The sequence below is a fragment of the Pseudomonas artemisiae genome, assembly GCF_057128685.1.
Window position 1 is genome coordinate 1 of record NZ_JBSKHS010000012.1, and the last position, 18,620, is coordinate 18,620.

At 60.7% G+C, this 18,620-nt stretch carries 15 protein-coding genes; all 15 read right to left on the reverse strand.

The annotated features are described in order from the left end of the window. Nucleotides 1–169 precede the first annotated feature (169 nt). The 15 genes from ispD to bamA all read right to left on the reverse strand — a co-directional run bounded on the left by ispD (nucleotide 170) and on the right by bamA (nucleotide 18,597). Complete coding sequence (gene ispD / locus ACWKV4_RS14580) at nucleotides 170–859, reverse strand: 2-C-methyl-D-erythritol 4-phosphate cytidylyltransferase (RefSeq protein WP_483832804.1); 690 nt, start codon at nucleotides 857–859, stop codon at nucleotides 170–172. Then, complete coding sequence (gene ftsB / locus ACWKV4_RS14585) at nucleotides 856–1,134, reverse strand: cell division protein FtsB (protein WP_483832805.1); 279 nt, start codon at nucleotides 1,132–1,134, stop codon at nucleotides 856–858. The genes ispD and ftsB overlap by 4 nt, the downstream gene beginning before the upstream one ends. A gap of 147 nt (nucleotides 1,135–1,281) precedes the next feature. Next, nucleotides 1,282–2,571: a phosphopyruvate hydratase gene (gene eno, locus ACWKV4_RS14590; protein ID WP_483832806.1), complete on the reverse strand. Its 1,290-nt coding sequence runs from the start codon at nucleotides 2,569–2,571 to the stop codon at nucleotides 1,282–1,284. A 108-nt stretch (nucleotides 2,572–2,679) separates the two neighbouring features. Then, nucleotides 2,680–3,525 carry a 3-deoxy-8-phosphooctulonate synthase gene (kdsA, locus tag ACWKV4_RS14595; RefSeq protein WP_483832807.1) on the reverse strand — a complete coding sequence of 282 codons (846 nt, stop codon included), beginning with the start codon at nucleotides 3,523–3,525 and terminating at the stop codon, nucleotides 2,680–2,682. A 3-nt stretch (nucleotides 3,526–3,528) separates the two neighbouring features. Then, nucleotides 3,529–5,157, reverse strand: coding sequence for a CTP synthase (pyrG, locus tag ACWKV4_RS14600; RefSeq protein WP_483832808.1), 1,629 nt, complete (start codon nucleotides 5,155–5,157; stop codon nucleotides 3,529–3,531). 297 nt (nucleotides 5,158–5,454) lie between these two features. Further along, the gene (gene tilS / locus ACWKV4_RS14605) at nucleotides 5,455–6,756 is read right to left on the reverse strand and encodes a tRNA lysidine(34) synthetase TilS (protein WP_483832809.1); all 1,302 of its coding nucleotides are present in this window, start codon (nucleotides 6,754–6,756) and stop codon (nucleotides 5,455–5,457) included. A 61-nt stretch (nucleotides 6,757–6,817) separates the two neighbouring features. Then, complete coding sequence (locus tag ACWKV4_RS14610; RefSeq protein WP_483832810.1) at nucleotides 6,818–7,765, reverse strand: acetyl-CoA carboxylase carboxyltransferase subunit alpha; 948 nt, start codon at nucleotides 7,763–7,765, stop codon at nucleotides 6,818–6,820. 153 nt (nucleotides 7,766–7,918) lie between these two features. Next, entirely contained in the window at nucleotides 7,919–11,440 is a 3,522-nt protein-coding gene (gene dnaE, locus ACWKV4_RS14615; RefSeq protein WP_483832811.1) for a DNA polymerase III subunit alpha, read from the reverse strand. 69 nt (nucleotides 11,441–11,509) lie between these two features. After that, the gene (rnhB, locus tag ACWKV4_RS14620) at nucleotides 11,510–12,145 is read right to left on the reverse strand and encodes a ribonuclease HII (RefSeq protein ID WP_483832812.1); all 636 of its coding nucleotides are present in this window, start codon (nucleotides 12,143–12,145) and stop codon (nucleotides 11,510–11,512) included. Nucleotides 12,146–12,158: 13 nt separating this feature from the next. Beyond that, nucleotides 12,159–13,298 carry a lipid-A-disaccharide synthase gene (gene lpxB, locus ACWKV4_RS14625; RefSeq protein WP_483832813.1) on the reverse strand — a complete coding sequence of 380 codons (1,140 nt, stop codon included), beginning with the start codon at nucleotides 13,296–13,298 and terminating at the stop codon, nucleotides 12,159–12,161. After that, entirely contained in the window at nucleotides 13,298–14,074 is a 777-nt protein-coding gene (gene lpxA / locus ACWKV4_RS14630) for an acyl-ACP--UDP-N-acetylglucosamine O-acyltransferase (protein WP_483832814.1), read from the reverse strand. Before lpxA ends, lpxB begins: the two co-directional genes overlap by 1 nt. Continuing rightward, the gene (gene fabZ / locus ACWKV4_RS14635) at nucleotides 14,071–14,511 is read right to left on the reverse strand and encodes a 3-hydroxyacyl-ACP dehydratase FabZ (RefSeq protein ID WP_483832815.1); all 441 of its coding nucleotides are present in this window, start codon (nucleotides 14,509–14,511) and stop codon (nucleotides 14,071–14,073) included. Before fabZ ends, lpxA begins: the two co-directional genes overlap by 4 nt. A gap of 121 nt (nucleotides 14,512–14,632) precedes the next feature. Continuing rightward, nucleotides 14,633–15,694: a UDP-3-O-(3-hydroxymyristoyl)glucosamine N-acyltransferase gene (gene lpxD / locus ACWKV4_RS14640; RefSeq protein WP_483832816.1), complete on the reverse strand. Its 1,062-nt coding sequence runs from the start codon at nucleotides 15,692–15,694 to the stop codon at nucleotides 14,633–14,635. Further along, on the reverse strand, nucleotides 15,691–16,194 hold the full coding sequence (locus ACWKV4_RS14645; protein WP_483832817.1) for an OmpH/Skp family outer membrane protein: 504 nt from the start codon (nucleotides 16,192–16,194) through the stop codon (nucleotides 15,691–15,693). Before ACWKV4_RS14645 ends, lpxD begins: the two co-directional genes overlap by 4 nt. A 45-nt stretch (nucleotides 16,195–16,239) precedes the next feature. Then, nucleotides 16,240–18,597: an outer membrane protein assembly factor BamA gene (gene bamA / locus ACWKV4_RS14650; protein WP_483832818.1), complete on the reverse strand. Its 2,358-nt coding sequence runs from the start codon at nucleotides 18,595–18,597 to the stop codon at nucleotides 16,240–16,242. Nucleotides 18,598–18,620 lie beyond the last annotated feature (23 nt).

Genomic DNA, 18,620 nt, shown 5'->3' on the forward strand with positions numbered 1-18,620 from the left:
GAAGTCTTTTGAGTACTTACCCATGAAAAACGCCCCATAAGGTTGGATAGGTGTCCAACATTTGGGGCGCAGTTCACTACCTGTGCCATCTCTTCGCGAGCTTGCGCTTGCTCCTACAGCCGATAGGTGCTGCCGTAGCAGCAGGGCCGGGCCACGGCGTAACGCCTTGTTAACGCTTCAACCAGGCCAGGTCTTCAGGCCGGGTGATCTTGATGTTGTCGCCACGGCCTTCGATCAATCGCGGCGCAAAGCCTGCCCACTCCATGGCCGAGGCCTCATCGGTCACGGTGGTACCAGCGACCAAGGCGTCGGCCAAGGCCCGCTGCAAAGGACCGAGGCGGAACATCTGGGGCGTAAAGGCATGCCAGACCACACTGCGGTCCAAGGTTTCGCTCACGCGCCCATCACTGCCCGCGCGTTTGAGCGTGTCCTTGGCAGGCACCGCCAACAGGCCACCGACTTCATCATGGGCCAGTTCGCTCAGCAGGCGCTCCAGGTCGCTACCTGCCAGGTTGGGCCGGGCCGCGTCATGGACCAACACCCAATCCCGGCTTCCGGCGCCCAGCTCACTGAGCTTAAGCAGCGCATTGAGTACAGAATCACACCGCTCCTGCCCGCCGTGGGCGCGGTGAATGCCAGGGTGACGCGCGCATGCCAGGTCGGGCCACCAGGCGTCATGCTCGGCCAGGCTTACCACCACGCCACGTAGCCCCGGGTGGTCAAGGAAACAATCGAGGGTGTGTTCCAGCAGGGTTTTGCCCGCATAGCTCAGGTATTGCTTGGGTCGATCCGCGCCCATGCGCGAGCCCACGCCTGCGGCGGGTATGACCACCCAGAAAGGTACAGGCCCGGGGGTCATTGGGTAATCTGGTAAAGGGTTTCGCCGTCCTTGACCATGCCCAGCTCATGACGGGCACGCTCTTCAACGGTCTCCATGCCTTTTTTAAGCTCGGCTACTTCGGCATCGAGTACACGGTTGCGCTCGAACAAGCGCTCGTTTTCAGCCTTCTGATCGGCAATCTGCTGTTTTAGATCTGCTGCCTGGGCAAAGCTGCCCGTGCCGGTCCACAGCCGATGCTGTAGCCCCGCGAGCAACACGATAAGAACCAGAAACAACCAGTAGGGACTGCGCATCAAAGCATCCAAAAGAGATCAATTGCCTGCCAGATAGCACGAAGCCTGGCAGGGCCAGGCTTGGTGAATGCGAGCATGAAGGGAAGCAATTGGAACCGGTAACGCTAGACGGGCAACCTTCCCTGCCGCCTTTTTACCACTTCCTGATCAGCCGCGAAACTCGGCGCGACCACGGTAAGGGGCTTTCTCCCCCAACTGTTCTTCAATACGCAGCAGTTGGTTGTACTTGGACACCCGGTCAGAGCGGCACAGCGAACCGGTCTTGATTTGACCGGCAGCGGTACCGACCGCCAGGTCGGCGATGGTGGAATCTTCGGTTTCACCGGAACGGTGAGAGATGACCGCCGTGTAACCCGCCGCCTTGGCCATCTGGATGGCTTCGAGGGTTTCGGTCAGGCTGCCGATCTGGTTGAACTTGATCAGGATGGAGTTACCGATCTTCTTGTCGATGCCTTCCTTAAGAATCTTGGTATTGGTCACGAACAGGTCGTCACCCACCAATTGCACCTTCTCGCCGATCTTGTCAGTGAGGATTTTCCAGCCAGCCCAGTCGGATTCATCCAGACCATCTTCGATGGAGATAATCGGATAACGCTGGGTCAGGCCTTGCAGGTAGGTAGCGAAGCCTTCGGCATCAAACGTATGACCTTCACCGGCCAGGTCGTAGGTGCCGTTGTCGAAAAACTCGCTGGCCGCGCAGTCCAGCGCCAGGGTCACGTCGGTACCCAGCGTGTAGCCAGCCTTTTCCACGGCTTCGGCGATAGCGCCCAAGGCCTCTTCGTTGGAGGCCAGGTTAGGCGCGAAGCCACCTTCGTCGCCCACCGAGGTGCTCAGGCCACGGGCCTTGAGTACCGCCTTGAGGCTGTGGAAGATCTCCGCGCCCATGCGCAGTGCATCGGCGAAGTTTTTGGCGCCGACCGGCTGCACCATGAATTCCTGGATATCGACGTTGTTATCGGCGTGCTCGCCACCGTTGATGATGTTCATCATCGGCACTGGCATCGAGTACTGGCCAGGGGTGCCGTTGAGGTTGGCAATGTGTGCGTACAGCGGCAGGTCCTGGTCTTCAGCAGCAGCCTTGGCAGCGGCCAAGGACACTGCCAGGATGGCATTGGCGCCCAGGTTGGCTTTGTTCTCGGTGCCGTCGAGGTCGATCATGGTGTGGTCGAGGGCTTTCTGGTCGGCAGGGTCCTTACCCAGCAGCGCGTCGCGGATAGGGCCATTGATATTGGCCACGGCCTTCAATACGCCTTTGCCCAAGTAACGGCTCTTGTCGCCATCCCGCAGTTCCAGTGCTTCACGCGAGCCAGTAGACGCACCCGACGGCGCGCAGGCACGGCCTATGATGCCATTGTCCAGAAGCACGTCGGCTTCCACGGTTGGGTTGCCACGGGAGTCCAGAACCTCACGACCTTTGATGTCGACGATTTTTGCCATTGTTGTAAACACTCCAGATTGGACGAAACGACGCAGCTGAGGGTTGAACAGCACCCGGCGACTCCTGTCGCCGGGCCTCAGAAAAAGCCGGTGGCCGCGCGTGCGCGGTCAGGCGGTCTCTATGATCGGAAAACCTTTGACCAGTTCATCCAGGGCCTTGAGTTGGCTCAAAAAAGCTTCGAGCTTGTTCAGGCGCAGGGCGCACGGGCCATCGCAACGGGCATTGTCGGGGTCTGGGTGGGCTTCCAAAAACAAGCCCGCCAGGCCTTGGCTGATGCCTGCCTTGGCCAGGTCAGTGACCTGGGCACGGCGACCACCAGCGGAATCGGCGCGCCCACCCGGCATCTGCAGGGCGTGGGTCACGTCGAAGAACACGGGGTATTCGAACTGCTTCATGATGCCGAAGCCGAGCATGTCCACCACCAGGTTGTTGTAACCGAAGCTTGAACCCCGCTCGCACAGCACCAGTTGGTCGTTACCGGCTTCTTCGCACTTGGTCAGGATGTGCTTCATTTCCTGGGGCGCGAGGAACTGAGCCTTTTTGATGTTGATCACCGCATTGGTGCGCGCCATGGCGACCACCAGGTCGGTTTGCCTGGAGAGGAAAGCCGGCAGCTGGATGATGTCGCACACTTCAGCCACGGGCGCGGCCTGGTGAGGCTCGTGCACATCAGTGATCACCGGCACGTTGAAGGTTTTTTTGATCTCTTCGAAGATCTTCAGGCCCTCTTCCATGCCAGGGCCACGATAGGACGTCACCGAGGAACGGTTGGCCTTATCGAAGCTGGCCTTGAACACGTAAGGAATGCCGAGCTTTTCGGTCACCCGCACGTATTCTTCGCACACTTGCATGGCCAGGTCGCGGGATTCGAGCACGTTCATGCCGCCGAACAGCGCCATGGGCTTGTCGTTGGCCAGCTCGATGCTGCCTACGCGGATAGTTTTCTGTGCCATGGGTCAGCCTTTGTTCCGTTGAGCCAGTGCCGCCTTGACGAAACCGCTGAACAGCGGGTGGCCGTCACGGGGCGTGGAAGTGAATTCTGGGTGGAACTGGCAGGCCACGAACCAAGGGTGGTCCTTGCCTTCTACAACTTCGACCAGCGCACCGTCACCGGAGCGGCCGGAGATCACCAGGCCCGCTTCGACCAACTGCGGCAACAGGTTGTTATTCACCTCATACCGGTGGCGATGGCGCTCGACGATCACGTCTTTTTCGTAGCAGGCGTGTACCTTGGAGCCAGGCTCAAGCAGGCAGTCCTGCGCGCCCAGGCGCATGGTGCCGCCCAGGTCGGAGGTTTCGGTACGGGTTTCCACCGCGCCGGTGGCATCGGACCATTCGGTGATCAGGCCCACCACGGGGTGGCCGCTGCTACGCTCGAATTCGGTGGAGTTCGCGTCGGCCCAGCCCAGCACGTTACGGGCGAATTCGATGACCGCCACCTGCATGCCCAGACAGATGCCCAGGTATGGGACCTTATTCTCACGGGCGAATTGTACCGCGCGGATCTTGCCTTCAACGCCGCGCAGGCCAAAGCCGCCCGGTACCAGAATGGCGTCTACCCCTTCGAGCAAGCCAGTGCCCTGGTTTTCGATGTCTTCGGAGTCGATGTAGCGCAGGTTGACCCGGGTGCGGTTCTGAATGCCGGCATGGCTCATGGCCTCGATCAACGATTTGTAGGCGTCGAGCAGCTCCATGTACTTGCCGACCATGGCGATGGTGACTTCATGCTCAGGGTTGAGCTTGGCATCGATGACTTTGTCCCACTCGGCCAGGTCGGCGCCGCCGCATTGCAGGCCAAAGCGCTCCACTACGAAATCATCCAGGCCCTGGGCATGCAGCACGCCCGGGATCTTGTAGATGGTGTCCACGTCTTCGAGGGAAATGACCGCACGCTCTTCGACGTTTGTGAACAAGGCGATCTTGCGGCGGGAAGAGGCATCCACCGGGTGGTCGGAGCGGCAGATGAGTACATCTGGCTGCAGGCCGATGGAGCGCAGTTCCTTGACCGAGTGCTGAGTAGGCTTGGTCTTGGTTTCACCAGCCGTGGCGATATACGGCACCAAGGTCAGGTGCATCAGCATGGCGCGGCGGGCGCCCACCTCAACCCGCAGCTGGCGGATCGCTTCCAGGAACGGCTGAGACTCGATATCGCCCACGGTACCGCCGATTTCCACCAGAGCTACGTCGGCATCGCCGGCGCCCTTGATAATACGGCGCTTGATTTCGTCGGTGATGTGCGGAATCACCTGAATGGTCGCGCCCAGGTAATCACCACGGCGCTCTTTGCGCAGCACGTGCTCGTACACACGGCCGGTGGTGAAGTTGTTGTTCTGGGTCATGGTGGTGCGGATGAACCGCTCGTAGTGGCCCAGGTCCAGGTCGGTTTCGGCACCGTCATGGGTCACGAACACTTCACCGTGCTGGAACGGGCTCATGGTGCCCGGGTCCACGTTGATATACGGATCCAGCTTGAGCATGGTGACCTTCAGCCCCCGCGCCTCCAGGATGGCCGCCAAGGATGCTGAAGCAATGCCTTTCCCCAATGAAGAAACAACACCGCCCGTGACGAAGATGTAACGCGTCATGAAAAACCCTAGAAGTCTGCGTTAAAGCGGTCGGAGCCGCCGGGGAAAGCGAAGGAAGGCCTGGCGCACGGAACGGTGTTCCGCTTGCAAAAAGCCCCGAGACCTAGAGCGCTACCGTGCTGGGTTCGAGAAAATGCCGCGTTCGCATGTACCGGCGATTGGCGCCGGCCTATGAGAGCCGCTACAGGTTTTCAAACATCACGCGGTAAGACCGTTCGGTCATCGGCAACTTCGGCGGTTTCGGGAACGCGCAGAAGCTGTATCAAGAAGGGAGGGTAGTCTACCGGAAACCGCCTTTCATCTCAAACACCGGTCGTTCGTCGGTGGTCGCCAGTGCAGGTGGCCGGAGGTTACAGTGAGCCCAGGCAGGTTGGCCACGGCCAGCAGTTGCCCCTCCACGAACAGCAACGGCAAGCGCCCGCGCAGGAAGTTGGGCACCCCCGCCTCATTGAGCAGACGCTTCAGATCCCGGCTGCCTCGGCCCGGCAATAGTAACCGTTCCCCCCCTTGGCGATAGCGCACCTGAACACCGGCTCCAGGCACGGCCCCTTGCCAACGGAGCGTGCCATTGCCCGGCAGGTGCAGCGGCTGAGAAAGGTCCTCCCACGCGCAGGGAGAAGGTGGCGCTTGTAGCCAGGGCCCGGCCAGCCACCAGGCGCGCCCTGCCCCACGACACAATCTGCCGTCGGTCAGGGCCCAGATGGGCGAGGCATCCTGGGCTGCATCTCTGAACGCCACCCACCCTGCCCAATGGTCAGTGTCTGGCAAACGTGTAAGGGGCGCCAGCCAGGCTTGCAGGGCGTTGCGCTGCCGCGCTTCGCTCAAGGCTTGCAAGGGTGCCAACGCCAATGAAGGCATGGGCAGCCAGGTAAAAGCCCCGGGAGTACTGGCAGCGGCCAGGTCTTCGGCGGCCAGTTCTTCCAGCAAGCACAGGGCCTCGGCGAAATGCCCTGCGCTGCGGGCAAGGTTGGTCGCGGCGGCTGGCCAGCGAGCGTGCAAACCTGGCATCACCTGATGGCGCATGTAGTTACGCCCATGGCGGGTATCGGCATTGGAGGGGTCTTCTACCCACCCAAGGTCGTGATCTTGTGCATAGGCCAACAGCGCCTGGCGGCTGATGCTGAGCAACGGACGGCACAGCGTTCCGGCGCCGAGCGCGCGCTGCCAGGCCATGGCCGCCGCGCCGCGCACGCCAGCCCCGCGCATCAAGCGCAAAAGCAGGGTTTCGGCCTGGTCATCCTGGTGCTGGCCGGTCAGCAGCACCTCGCCAGCGCTCAGGGCAGCCTCCAGGGCAGCATAGCGGGCATCCCGTGCGGCCTGCTCCAGGCTTGCACCAGGCCGCACCTGTACCCGCTGCACGGTCAAGGGCACCTTGAGCGCGTGGCACAGCCGGTGGCAGTGGTCAGGCCATGAATCGGCGGCCGATTGCAGCCCATGATGGATATGAATAGCCCGCAACGGGGGAAGGCTGTGCTGGCGAGCGAGGGCCACCAGGGCATGCAGTAGCACACAGGAGTCCAGCCCCCCTGACAACGCCACTACCCAGGAAGGGGCAGCGCGCCAGGGGCTCAAGCGCTGTAACAGGTGCTCAGTGAGCATCGCCTGGCAACCCTCGGTAAGCGGCTACGGGCCAGCACAGGGCTGGCCCGGCTGCCTGAGCTTATAAGCCGTAGCTCATCAACCGCTGGTAGCGGCGATCCAGCAGTGCTGGGGTGTCGAAACCCTTGAGCATGTCTAGCTGCTCAATAAGCGAAGCTTGCAGGGTTTGCGAGGCCAGGGCGATGTCCCGATGAGCGCCACCGAGCGGCTCGTCGATCACTTTGTCCACGATGCCCAGGCCTTTGAGGCGCTCGGCGGTAATGCCCATGGCTTCAGCCGCATCCGGCGCCTTCTCGGCGGTTTTCCACAAAATGGATGCACAACCCTCAGGGGAGATCACCGAATAGGTGGAGTACTGCAACATGTTGAGCTGATCGCACACGCCAATGGCCAGCGCACCACCAGAACCGCCTTCGCCGATTACCGTGGCGATGATTGGGGTTTTCAGCCGCGCCATCACCCGCAGGTTCCAGGCAATCGCCTCGCTCTGGTTACGCTCTTCGGCATCGATCCCTGGGTAAGCGCCGGGGGTATCGATAAAGGTAAGGATCGGCATTTTGAAGCGCTCGGCCATTTCCATCAGGCGGCACGCCTTGCGATAGCCTTCAGGGCGCGGCATGCCGAAGTTGCGGCGTACCTTCTCGCGGACTTCACGCCCTTTCTGATGGCCGATCACCATAACGGGCTGGCCGTCCAGGCGCGCGGTGCCGCCCACGATGGCGGCGTCATCGGAGAAGTGCCGGTCCCCGTGCAGCTCTTCGAACTCGGTGAAGACCTGCGGAATGTAATCCAGGGTGTAAGGGCGACGCGGGTGACGCGCCAGTCGCGCGATCTGCCAGCTGGTGAGATTGCCGAAAATGCTCTCGGTCAGCGTGCTGCTCTTTTCCTGAAGGCGAGAGATCTCATCGCTGATGTTGAGTGAGTTGTCGTTGCCGACAAGGCGCAACTCTTCGATCTTGGCTTGCAGGTCAGCGATTGGCTGTTCGAAATCCAGGAAATTCGGGTTCATAGGCTTCCGTCTAGGGTCGACGGCCAGGCGGCCGGTTGATCCGTTTGGCGCCATACCATACGGAAGTGGCGCCTTGAGGTCGAGATGTAAAAAACAGTGCGCCGTTGCCAAAGGGGCAGCGACGCGTGCCGGGGTAAGGTCGGTACCCCTGGCTTAACGATAATTCAGGAAGACGTTCTCCCGCCCGAACTGGTCACGCAAGGCCTGGATCAGGCTGTCGGCCGGGTCGATCCGCCAGGCCTCGCCAAACTGCACCAGCGCGCGCGCCTCGCTGGAACTGTAATCCAGAGTGATCGGGCAGGCCCCACGGTGCTTGTTCAACAAGGTGCCCAGCCAGTTGATGCGATCCCCGCCCAAGGCATTGATATCAACCTTCAGGCGCAGGCTTTCGGCCAACTGGGTGCGAGCGTCTTCCATGCTCAGTACCCGCTTGACCCGCAAGCGCAGCCCACCGGAAAAGTCATCATTGCTGACCTCCCCTTCTACCACCACCACGGTATCGGTTTGCAGCAAGGCCTGGGCACTGTGGAAAGCGTCGGCAAACAGCGACGCTTCGATGCGCCCAGAGCGATCGTCGAGGGTAATAAAGCCCATCTTGTCGCCCTTTTTATTCTTCATCACCCGCAGCGCGACCACCATGCCGGCGATGGTCTGGGTGTCCCGGGCTGGCTTAAGGTCAATGATGCGCTGCCGAGCGAAACGGCGGATTTCGGTTTCGTATTCGTCGATGGGGTGGCCGGTCAGGTACAGCCCAAGGGTGTCTTTCTCACCCTTGAGACGCTCTTTGAGCGACAACGCCCGCGCCCGGCCATGGTTGGCGTAGACATCGGCGTCCGCTTCGGCGAACACGCCGCCAAACAGGTCCACGTGGCCACTGTCCTGGGTACGCGCGGTTTGCTCGGCGGATTTGATCGCTTCTTCCATGGCGGCCAGCAGCACCGCGCGGTTGCGGTCGATGTTGGCCTGGTAGGCCTTGGGCTCGTCATGGAAATGCGGCCCCAGGCGGTCCAGGGCGCCGCTGCGCACCAGGGCATCGAGGGTACGTTTGTTAATGCGTTTAAGGTCTACCCGGGCGCAGAAATCGAACAAATCCTTGAAGGGCCCAGCCTGGCGGGATTCAACGATGGCCTCCACTGGCGACTCACCCACCCCCTTGATAGCGCCCAGGCCGTAGATAATCCGGCCATCTTCGTTGACCGTGAATTTGAATTCCGAGGCGTTCACGTCTGGCGCGTCCAAGCGCAGCTTCATGCTGCGCACTTCCTCGATCAGGGTCACGACCTTGTCGGTATTGTGCATATCCGCCGACAGTACCGCGGCCATAAAGGGCGCCGGGTAGTGGGCCTTGAGCCAGGCGGTTTGGTAGGACACCAGGCCGTAGGCGGCGGAGTGGGACTTGTTGAAGCCGTAACCAGCGAACTTTTCTACCAGGTCGAAAATGTTACCGGCCAGGTCCGCATCGATGTTGTTATTGGCGCAGCCTTCGATAAAGCCGCCACGCTGCTTGGCCATTTCTTCGGGTTTTTTCTTACCCATGGCCCGGCGCAGCATGTCCGCCCCGCCAAGGGTATAACCGGCCATCACCTGGGCGATCTGCATTACCTGTTCCTGATACAGGATGATGCCGTAGGTGGGCGCCAGTACCGGTTTTAGGCCTTCGTACTGGTAATCGGGGTGCGGGTAGGCCAACTCGGCGCGGCCGTGCTTACGGTTGATGAAGTCGTCCACCATGCCCGACTGCAACGGCCCAGGGCGGAACAGGGCCACCAATGCGATAAGGTCTTCCAGGCAGTCTGGCTTGAGCTTCTTGATCAGCTCTTTCATGCCACGGGATTCGAGCTGAAACACCGCGGTGGTTTCAGCCTTTTGCAGCAGGCTGTAGGTCGGCTTGTCGTCCAGCGGAATGAACGCGATGTCCAGGGGCGGCTCGTTGACCTTGGCCCGGTCGCGGTTGATGGTCTTGAGCGCCCAGTCGATGATGGTCAGGGTACGCAGGCCGAGGAAGTCGAACTTCACCAGGCCGGCGGCTTCCACATCGTCTTTATCGAACTGGGTCACCAAGCCGTCACCGGCTTCATCGCAGTAGATAGGCGAGAAGTCCGTCAGCTTGGTGGGGGCAATCACCACCCCACCGGCGTGCTTGCCTACGTTACGGGTAATGCCTTCGAGCTTGAGGGCCATGGCCCAGATTTCCGCTGCCTCTTCGTCGGTGGCCAAAAAGTCACGGAGCATTTCTTCCTGCTCGAAAGCTTTTTCCAGGGTCATGCCCACTTCGAAGGGGATCATCTTGGACAGGCGGTCGGCCAGGCCATAGGACTTGCCCTGCACCCGCGCCACGTCCCTGACCACCGCCTTGGCCGCCATGGAACCGAAGGTGATGATCTGGCTGACGGCGTTACGCCCGTACTTGTCGGCCACATAGTCGATTACCCGGTCGCGGCCATCCATGCAGAAGTCAACGTCAAAGTCGGGCATCGAGACCCGCTCGGGGTTGAGGAAGCGTTCAAACAGCAGGTCATATTCCAACGGGTCCAGGTCAGTGATCTTCTGCACGTAGGCCACCAGCGACCCGGCGCCCGACCCCCGCCCTGGGCCCACGGGCACGCCATTGCTCTTGGCCCACTGGATAAAGTCCATCACGATCAGGAAATAACCGGGGAAGCCCATCTGGATGATGATATCCAGCTCGAAATTCAGCCGGTCCACGTACACCTGGCGCTTGGCTTCGTAGTCAGGCGTGGTCTCACGCGGCAACAGTACCGACAAGCGCTCTTCCAGGCCGTCGAAAGACACCTTGCGGAAGTACTCGTCGATGGTCATGCCATCGGGAATGGGATAATCGGGCAGGAAGTGCTTGCCCAGCTTCACCTCGATGTTGCAGCGCCGGGCGATTTCCACAGTGTTTTGCAACGCATCGGGCAGGTCGCTGAACAGCTCGGCCATTTCTTCGGGGCTTTTCAGGTACTGCTGGTCGCTGTAGTTGCGCGAACGCCGGGGGTCATCCAGCGCGCGGCCTTCGCCGATGCACACTCGGGTTTCGTGAGCCTCGTAGTCTTCGGCCTTGATAAAGCGCACATCGTTGGTGGCCACCAGCGGCGCGCCCAAGCGGTCGGCCAAGGCCACGGCGGCGTGCAGGTAGTCTTCATCCCCGGCGCGGTTGGTGCGCTGCACTTCCACATAGAACCGATCGTCGAACACAGACTGCCAGTAGCCCAGCAAGGCTTCTGCCTGGCCGGGGTCATTGCCCAGCAAGGCCTGGCCGATTTCGCCCTCTTTCGCCCCGGATAACGCGATCACCCCGGTACTGGCGTCGGCCACCCATTCGCGCTGGACCACGATCACGCCATTGCGCTGGCCTTCCATGTAGCCACGGGAGATCAACTCGGTGATGTTGCGATAGCCCTCGGCATCCATGGCTAGCAAGCTGATGCGGCTCAAGGGGGCGTCGATATCCGAGCCCGCCAACCAGAGGTCGGCGCCGCAAATCGGCTTGACGCCCGCGCCCATGGCGGCTTTGTAGAACTTCACCAGGGCGCACATGTTGCTTTGGTCGGTAACGGCCACCGCTGGCATGTTCATGGTAGCCAGGCTTTTGATCAGTGGCTTGATCCGCACCAGGCCGTCTACCAGGGAGTATTCGGTGTGCAGGCGAAGATGAACGAAAGAAACCGGCATGAGCGTTCCGTTGGCGAATAAAACGATAGCGGGGGATTGTACCGGGGGCGCGCGCCTAATGCATGACCGTCAGGCTTGGGCGTAATCCGCGTCGCGGGCTTCGAAGGCAGCCCGTACAGGCGCGAAGGAGCGCCGATGGATAAGGGTTGGGCCCAGCCGTGCCAGGGCTTCGAGGTGCACGGGGGTTGGGTAACCCTTGTGACTGCCCATGCCGTAGCCTGGGTAGATCAATTCGAACGCGGTCATTTCACGGTCTCGGCTGACCTTGGCCAGAATGGACGCGGCGGCAATGGCAGGGACCTTTGCATCACCTTGCACCACAGGCGCGCTGGGCACAGCCAGCACTGGGCAACGGTTGCCGTCGATCAAGGCCATGCGAGGGGTAATGTGCAACCCTGCTACCGCCCGCTGCATCGCCAGCATGGTGGCGTGGAGGATGTTCAGGCGGTCGATTTCGTCTACTTCCGCCCGAGCGATGCACCAGCTCAAGGCCTTTTCGCAGATTTCTTCGTACAGGGCTTCGCGCCGTGCCTCGGTCAGCTTTTTCGAATCGTTCAGGCCCAGGATGGGCCGAGCAGGGTCAAGAATCACCGCCGCCGTGACCACTGCGCCACACAAGGGCCCACGGCCGACTTCATCCACGCCGGCGACCAGCGTTTCGACCAGGTTGTAATCCAGGCCCATCTGCGGTTGTTTAGGTTTCATGATCGCGCTCCCGTCAGCGTGATAGCAGTTGCAGTACCGCGTCGGCCGCCTGATTGGAGGCGTCTTGGCGCAGGGTGCGATGAATCGCGTCGAAGCCCGCGGTTTGCTCGTGCGGATCGTCCAGCAGGGGTAGCAGGGCTTCGGCCAGCGCCTCGGGCGTGGCGGCGTTTTGAAGTATCTCCGGTACCAGCTGGCGTTGAGCCAACAGGTTAGGCAAAGACACGTAGGGGCTGGTGACCATACGTTTGAGCATCCACCAGGTCAACGGCGCCAGGCGATAGGCCACGACCATCGGTCGCTTGTACAGCAGTGCTTCGAGAGTAGCCGTGCCTGAGGCGATCAACACCGCGTCGCACGCGGCCAGTGCCTCGTGGGACTGCCCGTCGAGCAAGGTGACCGGCAACTGGCGACCCTCCAACAGCGCTTCGAGCTGAGCCCGGCGCTCCGGGCTGGCGCAGGGCAGTACGAAGGTCAAACCAGGCCGCGCGGCCAGCAACCGTTGCGCGGTGTCGAAGAACAAGGCGCCCAGGCGCCTGACTTCGCCACCTCGGCTGCCAGGCATCAGCGCGACCATTTGGCCCGCTGCCTCAAGGCCTAGGGTCAGGCGAGCCTGCCCGCGGTCGGCTTGCAGCGGGACCTGGTCGGCCAGGGAGTGCCCCACGAACCGCACGGGCACCCCCTGCTCTTCATAAAAGCGTGCCTCGAAGGGGAAGAGCGTAAGCATCAGGTCGCAGCCTTCGCGAATCTTCAATACACGCTTTTGCCGCCAGGCCCAGACAGAAGGGCTGACGTAATGCACGGCCTTGATGCCTTCGTGGTGCATCCGCGCTTCGATGGCGAGGGTGAAGTCCGGCGCGTCTATACCAATGAAGACGTCTGGTCGCGCGTTGAGCAGGTCCTGGATCAGTGCCTTACGCCGTGCCAGCAGCTCGCGCAGGCGGCCCAGCACTTCCACCAGCCCCATGACCGCCAAGCGCTCCATGGGAAAATACGACAGCAGGCCTTCAGCCTCCATGCGGGGACCGCCTACACCCATGAAGCGAACATTCGGCTGACGGGCCTTGATAGCGCGCATCAGGCCTGCGCCGAGGATGTCACCGCTGGCTTCACCCGCGACCAGAGCAACGCAAAGAGGAGGCAGCTCGGGTGTCATCAGCGGGTAATACCGCGCGTGGCATTGCGAATGGTGGTGGCGAACAAGGCGACCTCAGGGCAACCCTGGGCGGCGAGTTCAAGCCGAGCCAACGCCTGTTCGATGGTCAAGCCTTGGCGATACACCACCTTGTAGGCATTGCGCAGCGCATGAATGGTGGCATCGCTGAAGCCACGGCGGCGCATGCCTTCGAAGTTCATGCTGCGCGCTTCGGCCGGGTTACCGAACACGGTCACGAAAGCAGGAACATCCTTGCCGATGGCGGTGCCCATGCCTGAAAAACTATAAGCGCCGATGTGGCAATACTGGTGCACCAGGGTATAGCCCGACAGGATGGCCCAGTCCCCCACATGCACATGGCCCGCCAGGGCGGTGTTATTCACCAGAATGCAGTGGTTGCCAATCACGCTGTCGTGGCCGATATGGGCATAGGCCATGATCAGGTTATGGTCGCCCAGGGTAGTTTCAGAACGGTCCTGCACGGTACCGCGGTGTATGGTCACCCCTTCACGGATCACGTTATGGTCACCGATCACCAGGCGCGTAGGCTCGCCCTTGTACTTCAGGTCAGGCGTGTCTTCGCCGATGGACGAAAACTGGTAGATGCGGTTATGGCGGCCAATGCGCGTAGGCCCCCGCAGTACCACGTGAGGGCCGATGACCGTCCCTTCGCCGATTTCTACCCCTGCGCCGATGATCGACCACGGGCCTACCTCGACACCTTCAGCCAATACGGCAGAAGGATCGATGATCGCACGAGGGTCGATCAAGCTCATAGCTTGCGTTCCGCGCAGATGATTTCAGCCGAGCACACAGGCTTGCCGTCCACGGACGCCTGGCAGTCGAACTTCCAGATCTGCCGCTTGCAGCTGATGAACCGGGCTTCAAGAATCAGCTGGTCGCCTGGGGTCACGGGCTGGCGGAAACGCAGCCTGTCGGAACCGACGAAGTAGTAGAGCGTACCGTCGGCGGGTTTCACGTCCAGCATCTTGAAGCCCAGAATGCCCGCGGCCTGGGCCATGGCCTCAATGATCAATACGCCCGGCATGATGGGATGAGCAGGGAAATGGCCATTGAAAAAAGGCTCATTGATACTGACATTCTTGTAGGCGCGAATGCGCTGGCTCTCGACATCCAACTCCACGACCCGGTCCACCAGAAGGAAGGGGTAACGGTGAGGCAAGTATTCGCGAATCTCGTTGATGTCCATCATATCGGGGGGAAGCCTGTATAAAAGAAAGGGAGCGCGCAAGCGTGCGGGGCCGCTCGGGTGCGGCACTCCTTACCTCAGCAGCGCGGTCTAACGGCAGCGCGCGGCTGATATTGAAAAGGTATCAGCCATCTGATGCCCCGTCGTTACCACGGGTCACCGCTTCGATTTGCTTTTCTGCCTGGACGAGGCGGCGGTATATGTCATCCAGCTGGCGGATACGCGCCGCGCTCTTGCGCCATTCGGCGGCAGGTTGCATTGCCGTACCCGAGGAGTATGCCCCCGGCTCGGTGATGGACCGAGTGACCATGGTCATGCCTGTCACGAATACGTTGTCACAAAGTTCGATATGGCCCACCAGACCTACACCACCTGCCAACATGCAGTGTTTGCCGATCTTGGCGCTACCCGAGATGCCCACGCAAGCCGCCATGGCCGTGTGGTCCCCAATCTGTACGTTGTGGGCGATCTGGATCTGATTATCGAGCTTGACCCCGTTACCAATGAGGGTGTCAGCCAAAGCACCCCGATCTACGGCGGTATTCACGCCGATTTCCACGTCATCACCGATGCTCACGCCGCCAATCTGGGCGATCTTCTGCCATACGCCTTTTTCATTGGCAAAACCAAAGCCTTCACCGCCCAACACCGCGCCAGACTGGATCACCACACGCTTACCAATGCGTACGTCGTGATACAAGGTGACTCTCGGCGCCAACCAGCCGCCCTCCCCGATTACGCTACGCGCACCGATAAAGCAATGAGCGCCCAGGGTGACGCCCGCGCCGATGGAGGCACCGCTCTCGATGACCACGAAGGGCCCCACACTGGCGGTAGGGTCCACCAGGGCATCGGCCGCTATCACGGCACTGGGATGCACCCCCGCCGATGCGCGAGGCTTAGGGTCGAACCGGTGGGATACCTGAGCGTAGGCCAGGTAAGGATCTGGCACGATCAGCGCGTTCCCTTCGAAACCCTCGGTATGTTCGCGCTTGAGCAACACCGCGCCGGCATGGGTCGTGGTGAGGTGCTTGCGGTACTGGGGGTTGGCCAGGAAGCTCAGCTGAGAAGGGCCGGCTTCCTGTAAGGAAGCCAGCCCGTCGATGACGTGCCCTCGGGCGCCGATTACCTCGGCGCCCAGGGAGTCGGCGATATCACCGACGGTGAGGCTCGAGGTCATCATCACTTGGTCTGATTCATGCGCTCGATAACTTGGCGGGTGATGTCGTACTGAGGTTTGACATCAATGACCGCGCCGCGCTCAAGCACCAGGTCAAAGCCGCCTTGCTTGATAACAGCCTCAACGGCGCCATCGAGCTTAGGCTTGAGCTGCTTGAGCATGTCACGGTCAGCCGAGGCCTTGGCTTCGTTCAGCTCCTTGGACTGGAACTGAAAGTCACGGGCCTTTTGCTTGAAGTCCAGCTCCAGGCGCTCGCGCTCAGGCTGCTGCATTTTGTCGCCACCCTTGACCAGGCGGTCCTGAATGTCCTTGGCGCTGCTTTCCAGGGATTTAAGCTTGGACAGCTGCGGGCCGAATTTCTTTTCCGCGTCTACCGCGTACTTCTTGGCGGCATCGGATTCGAGCAGCGCCATTTGATAATTGAGCACCGCGATCTTCATGTCGGCAAAGGCCGGGGTCGCGAAGATGGCCGCGGCCAGAACAACCAGTTGAGTCAGCTTACGCACGATACACTCCTGCGAATTCGTCTTAGGTAAACCAGGGCGCGACGCTTAGAACGTCTGCCCCAGCGAGAATTGGAAGATCTGGGTTTCGGCTTCGTCCGGTTTCTTGATCGGCATCGCCAGGCTGAAGCTCAGCGGCCCCAAGGCAGTGATCCAGGTCACGCCCAGGCCCACGGAAGCTGCCATGTTGGAGAAGTCGATCGAGCCGCAGTCCTTGGTAGCCACGGGATACTCCTTGCTCGCCGTGGAGTACTGGCACTTGGAATCGAACACGTTACCCACATCCGCGAACAGCGAGGTGCGCAGGGACTTCTGGTCTTTTACGAATGGCATCGGGAACAGCACTTCCGCGCCACCGGTGATCATCACGTTACCACCGAAGGCCAGGGAGTCCTGGTCTGGGTCGTTGAGCGCCGCGGTACTGCGTGGACCAAGCGTGCTGTCCTTGAAGCCACGCACCGAGTTGAAGCCACCGGCGTAGTAGTTTTCATAGAATGGCAGACCATCGCTGGAACCGTAGCCATCGCCGTAACCCAATTCGGTATGGAAGCGCATGGTGTAGTTTTCCGTGATCGGCGCAAACAGCTGACCACGGTAGTCGAGCTTGTAGAACGACAGGTCGCTACCCGGCGTGGTGGTTTCCAGGGTAAGGCTCTGGGAATGACCACGGGTAGGCAGGGTGCCGCGGTTCAGGGTTGAATCCGACCAGCCCACCGAGGCCTTGAAGTTGGTGAAGCTATCCCCTTCGCGATCGATGAAGTCGTAGATCTCGCCAACGGTATAGGTACCGGTGTTGATCTCATCCTTTTGCACCGTCAAACCAAAGGTCAGGCGCGACGTTTCGCTGATCGGGTAGCCAAAGTTCAAGCCGGCACCCAGGCTGTCTACCGCGTAGCTCGCGACGTCGACGTCGAGATCGTCGTAGTCGGTCTTGCGGTAGAAGGCGTTGTACCCAAGGCTCACGCCATCGGGCGTGTAATAGGGGTCAACGAAGCTGAAGTTGTAGCGGGTCTGGTATTCGGAACGGGTCAGGCCGATGCTGACCTTGTTACCGCTACCCAGGAAGTTGCTCTGGCTGATGGAACCACCCAGGATCAGGCCTGCGCTCTGGGCAAAGCCCACGCTGGCGGTGATCGAGCCGGAAGGTTGCTCTTCGACTGTGTAGTTCACGTCCACCTGATCATCAGTGCCTGGCACCGCGGGGGTTTCGACGTTCACTTCCTTGAAGTAACCCAGCCGCTCCAGGCGGGTCTTGGACTGGTCGATCAGGTAGGTAGAGGCCCAACCACCTTCCATCTGACGCATTTCGCGACGCAGTACTTCGTCTTCGGTCTTGGTGTTGCCACGGAAGTTGACCCGGTTCACGTAGGCGCGCTTGCCAGGGTCCACTACGAAGGTGATGTCCACGGTATGGTCATCGTCATGGGGCTGCGGTACGCCGTTGACGTTGGCGAAGGTATAGCCTTCGTTACCCAGACGACGGGTAATCAGGTCCGAGGTGGAGGTCATGACCTTGCGCGAGAAGACTTGCCCGGGCTTGACCAACAGCAGGTCCTTGACCTGGTCTTCAGGTACTTTCAGGTCGCCACTGAGCTTGACGTCACGAACCTTGTATTTCTCGCCTTCGTTCACGTTCACCGTGATGTAAACGTGCTTTTTGTCTGGCGTGATGGACACCTGGGTGGAGGCGATGTCCATGTTGATGTAGCCACGGTCCAGGTAATAGGAGCGTAGGCGCTCCAGGTCGCCGGAGAGTTTTTCCCGAGCATACTTGTCGTCGTTTTTGAAGAACGACAGCCAGTTGGTGGTTTTAAGCTCGAAGAGGTCGACCAGGTCATCCTCCGGGAACACGGTATTGCCCACCACGTTGATATGCTGAATGGCCGCGACCGTGCCTTCGTTGATCTTGATTTTCAGGCCCACGCGGTTACGCGGCTGGGTTACTACTTCGGTGTCCACGGTAGCCGAATAGCGGCCTTGTGCAACGTACTGACGCTGCAGTTCGTTGCGCACGCCTTCAAGGGTGGCGCGCTGGAAGATTTCGCCTTCGGCAAGGCCCGATTGCTTAAGGCCTTTGAGCAGGTCTTCGGTGGAAATGGCCTTGTTGCCTTCGATGTCGATACTGGCGACCGAAGGCCGCTCCACCACGTTGATCACCAGAACGTTGCCATCACGCCCTAGCTGGATGTCCTGGAAAAACCCGGTTTTGAACAGCGCGCGCGTAGAATCCACCAGCTTGCGGTCGTCAGCTTCCTCGCCCACGTTCAGGGGCAAGGCGCCAAAGACGCTACCGGCGGACACCCGCTGTAGGCCATTGACGCGGATATCGGAGATGGTGAAGGACTCGGCGTGAACTTCGGCGATCATCAGCGCGGACAGCACCGCAGTAAGCAGCAGACGTTTCATGAAGTCCTTTCTTATTCCAACTG

What these genes read in the sequence shown, in the direction of transcription:
- ispD (WP_483832804.1), bottom strand. Translation starts at nt 859, where the DNA reads ATGACCCCCGGGCCTGTACCTTTCTGGGTGGTCATACCCGCCGCAGGC.
- ftsB (WP_483832805.1), bottom strand. Translation starts at nt 1,134, where the DNA reads ATGCGCAGTCCCTACTGGTTGTTTCTGGTTCTTATCGTGTTGCTCGCG.
- eno (WP_483832806.1), bottom strand. Translation starts at nt 2,571, where the DNA reads ATGGCAAAAATCGTCGACATCAAAGGTCGTGAGGTTCTGGACTCCCGT.
- kdsA (WP_483832807.1), bottom strand. Translation starts at nt 3,525, where the DNA reads ATGGCACAGAAAACTATCCGCGTAGGCAGCATCGAGCTGGCCAACGAC.
- pyrG (WP_483832808.1), bottom strand. Translation starts at nt 5,157, where the DNA reads ATGACGCGTTACATCTTCGTCACGGGCGGTGTTGTTTCTTCATTGGGG.
- tilS (WP_483832809.1), bottom strand. Translation starts at nt 6,756, where the DNA reads ATGCTCACTGAGCACCTGTTACAGCGCTTGAGCCCCTGGCGCGCTGCC.
- ACWKV4_RS14610 (WP_483832810.1), bottom strand. Translation starts at nt 7,765, where the DNA reads ATGAACCCGAATTTCCTGGATTTCGAACAGCCAATCGCTGACCTGCAA.
- dnaE (WP_483832811.1), bottom strand. Translation starts at nt 11,440, where the DNA reads ATGCCGGTTTCTTTCGTTCATCTTCGCCTGCACACCGAATACTCCCTG.
- rnhB (WP_483832812.1), bottom strand. Translation starts at nt 12,145, where the DNA reads ATGAAACCTAAACAACCGCAGATGGGCCTGGATTACAACCTGGTCGAA.
- lpxB (WP_483832813.1), bottom strand. Translation starts at nt 13,298, where the DNA reads ATGACACCCGAGCTGCCTCCTCTTTGCGTTGCTCTGGTCGCGGGTGAA.
- lpxA (WP_483832814.1), bottom strand. Translation starts at nt 14,074, where the DNA reads ATGAGCTTGATCGACCCTCGTGCGATCATCGATCCTTCTGCCGTATTG.
- fabZ (WP_483832815.1), bottom strand. Translation starts at nt 14,511, where the DNA reads ATGATGGACATCAACGAGATTCGCGAATACTTGCCTCACCGTTACCCC.
- bamA (WP_483832818.1), bottom strand. Translation starts at nt 18,597, where the DNA reads ATGAAACGTCTGCTGCTTACTGCGGTGCTGTCCGCGCTGATGATCGCC.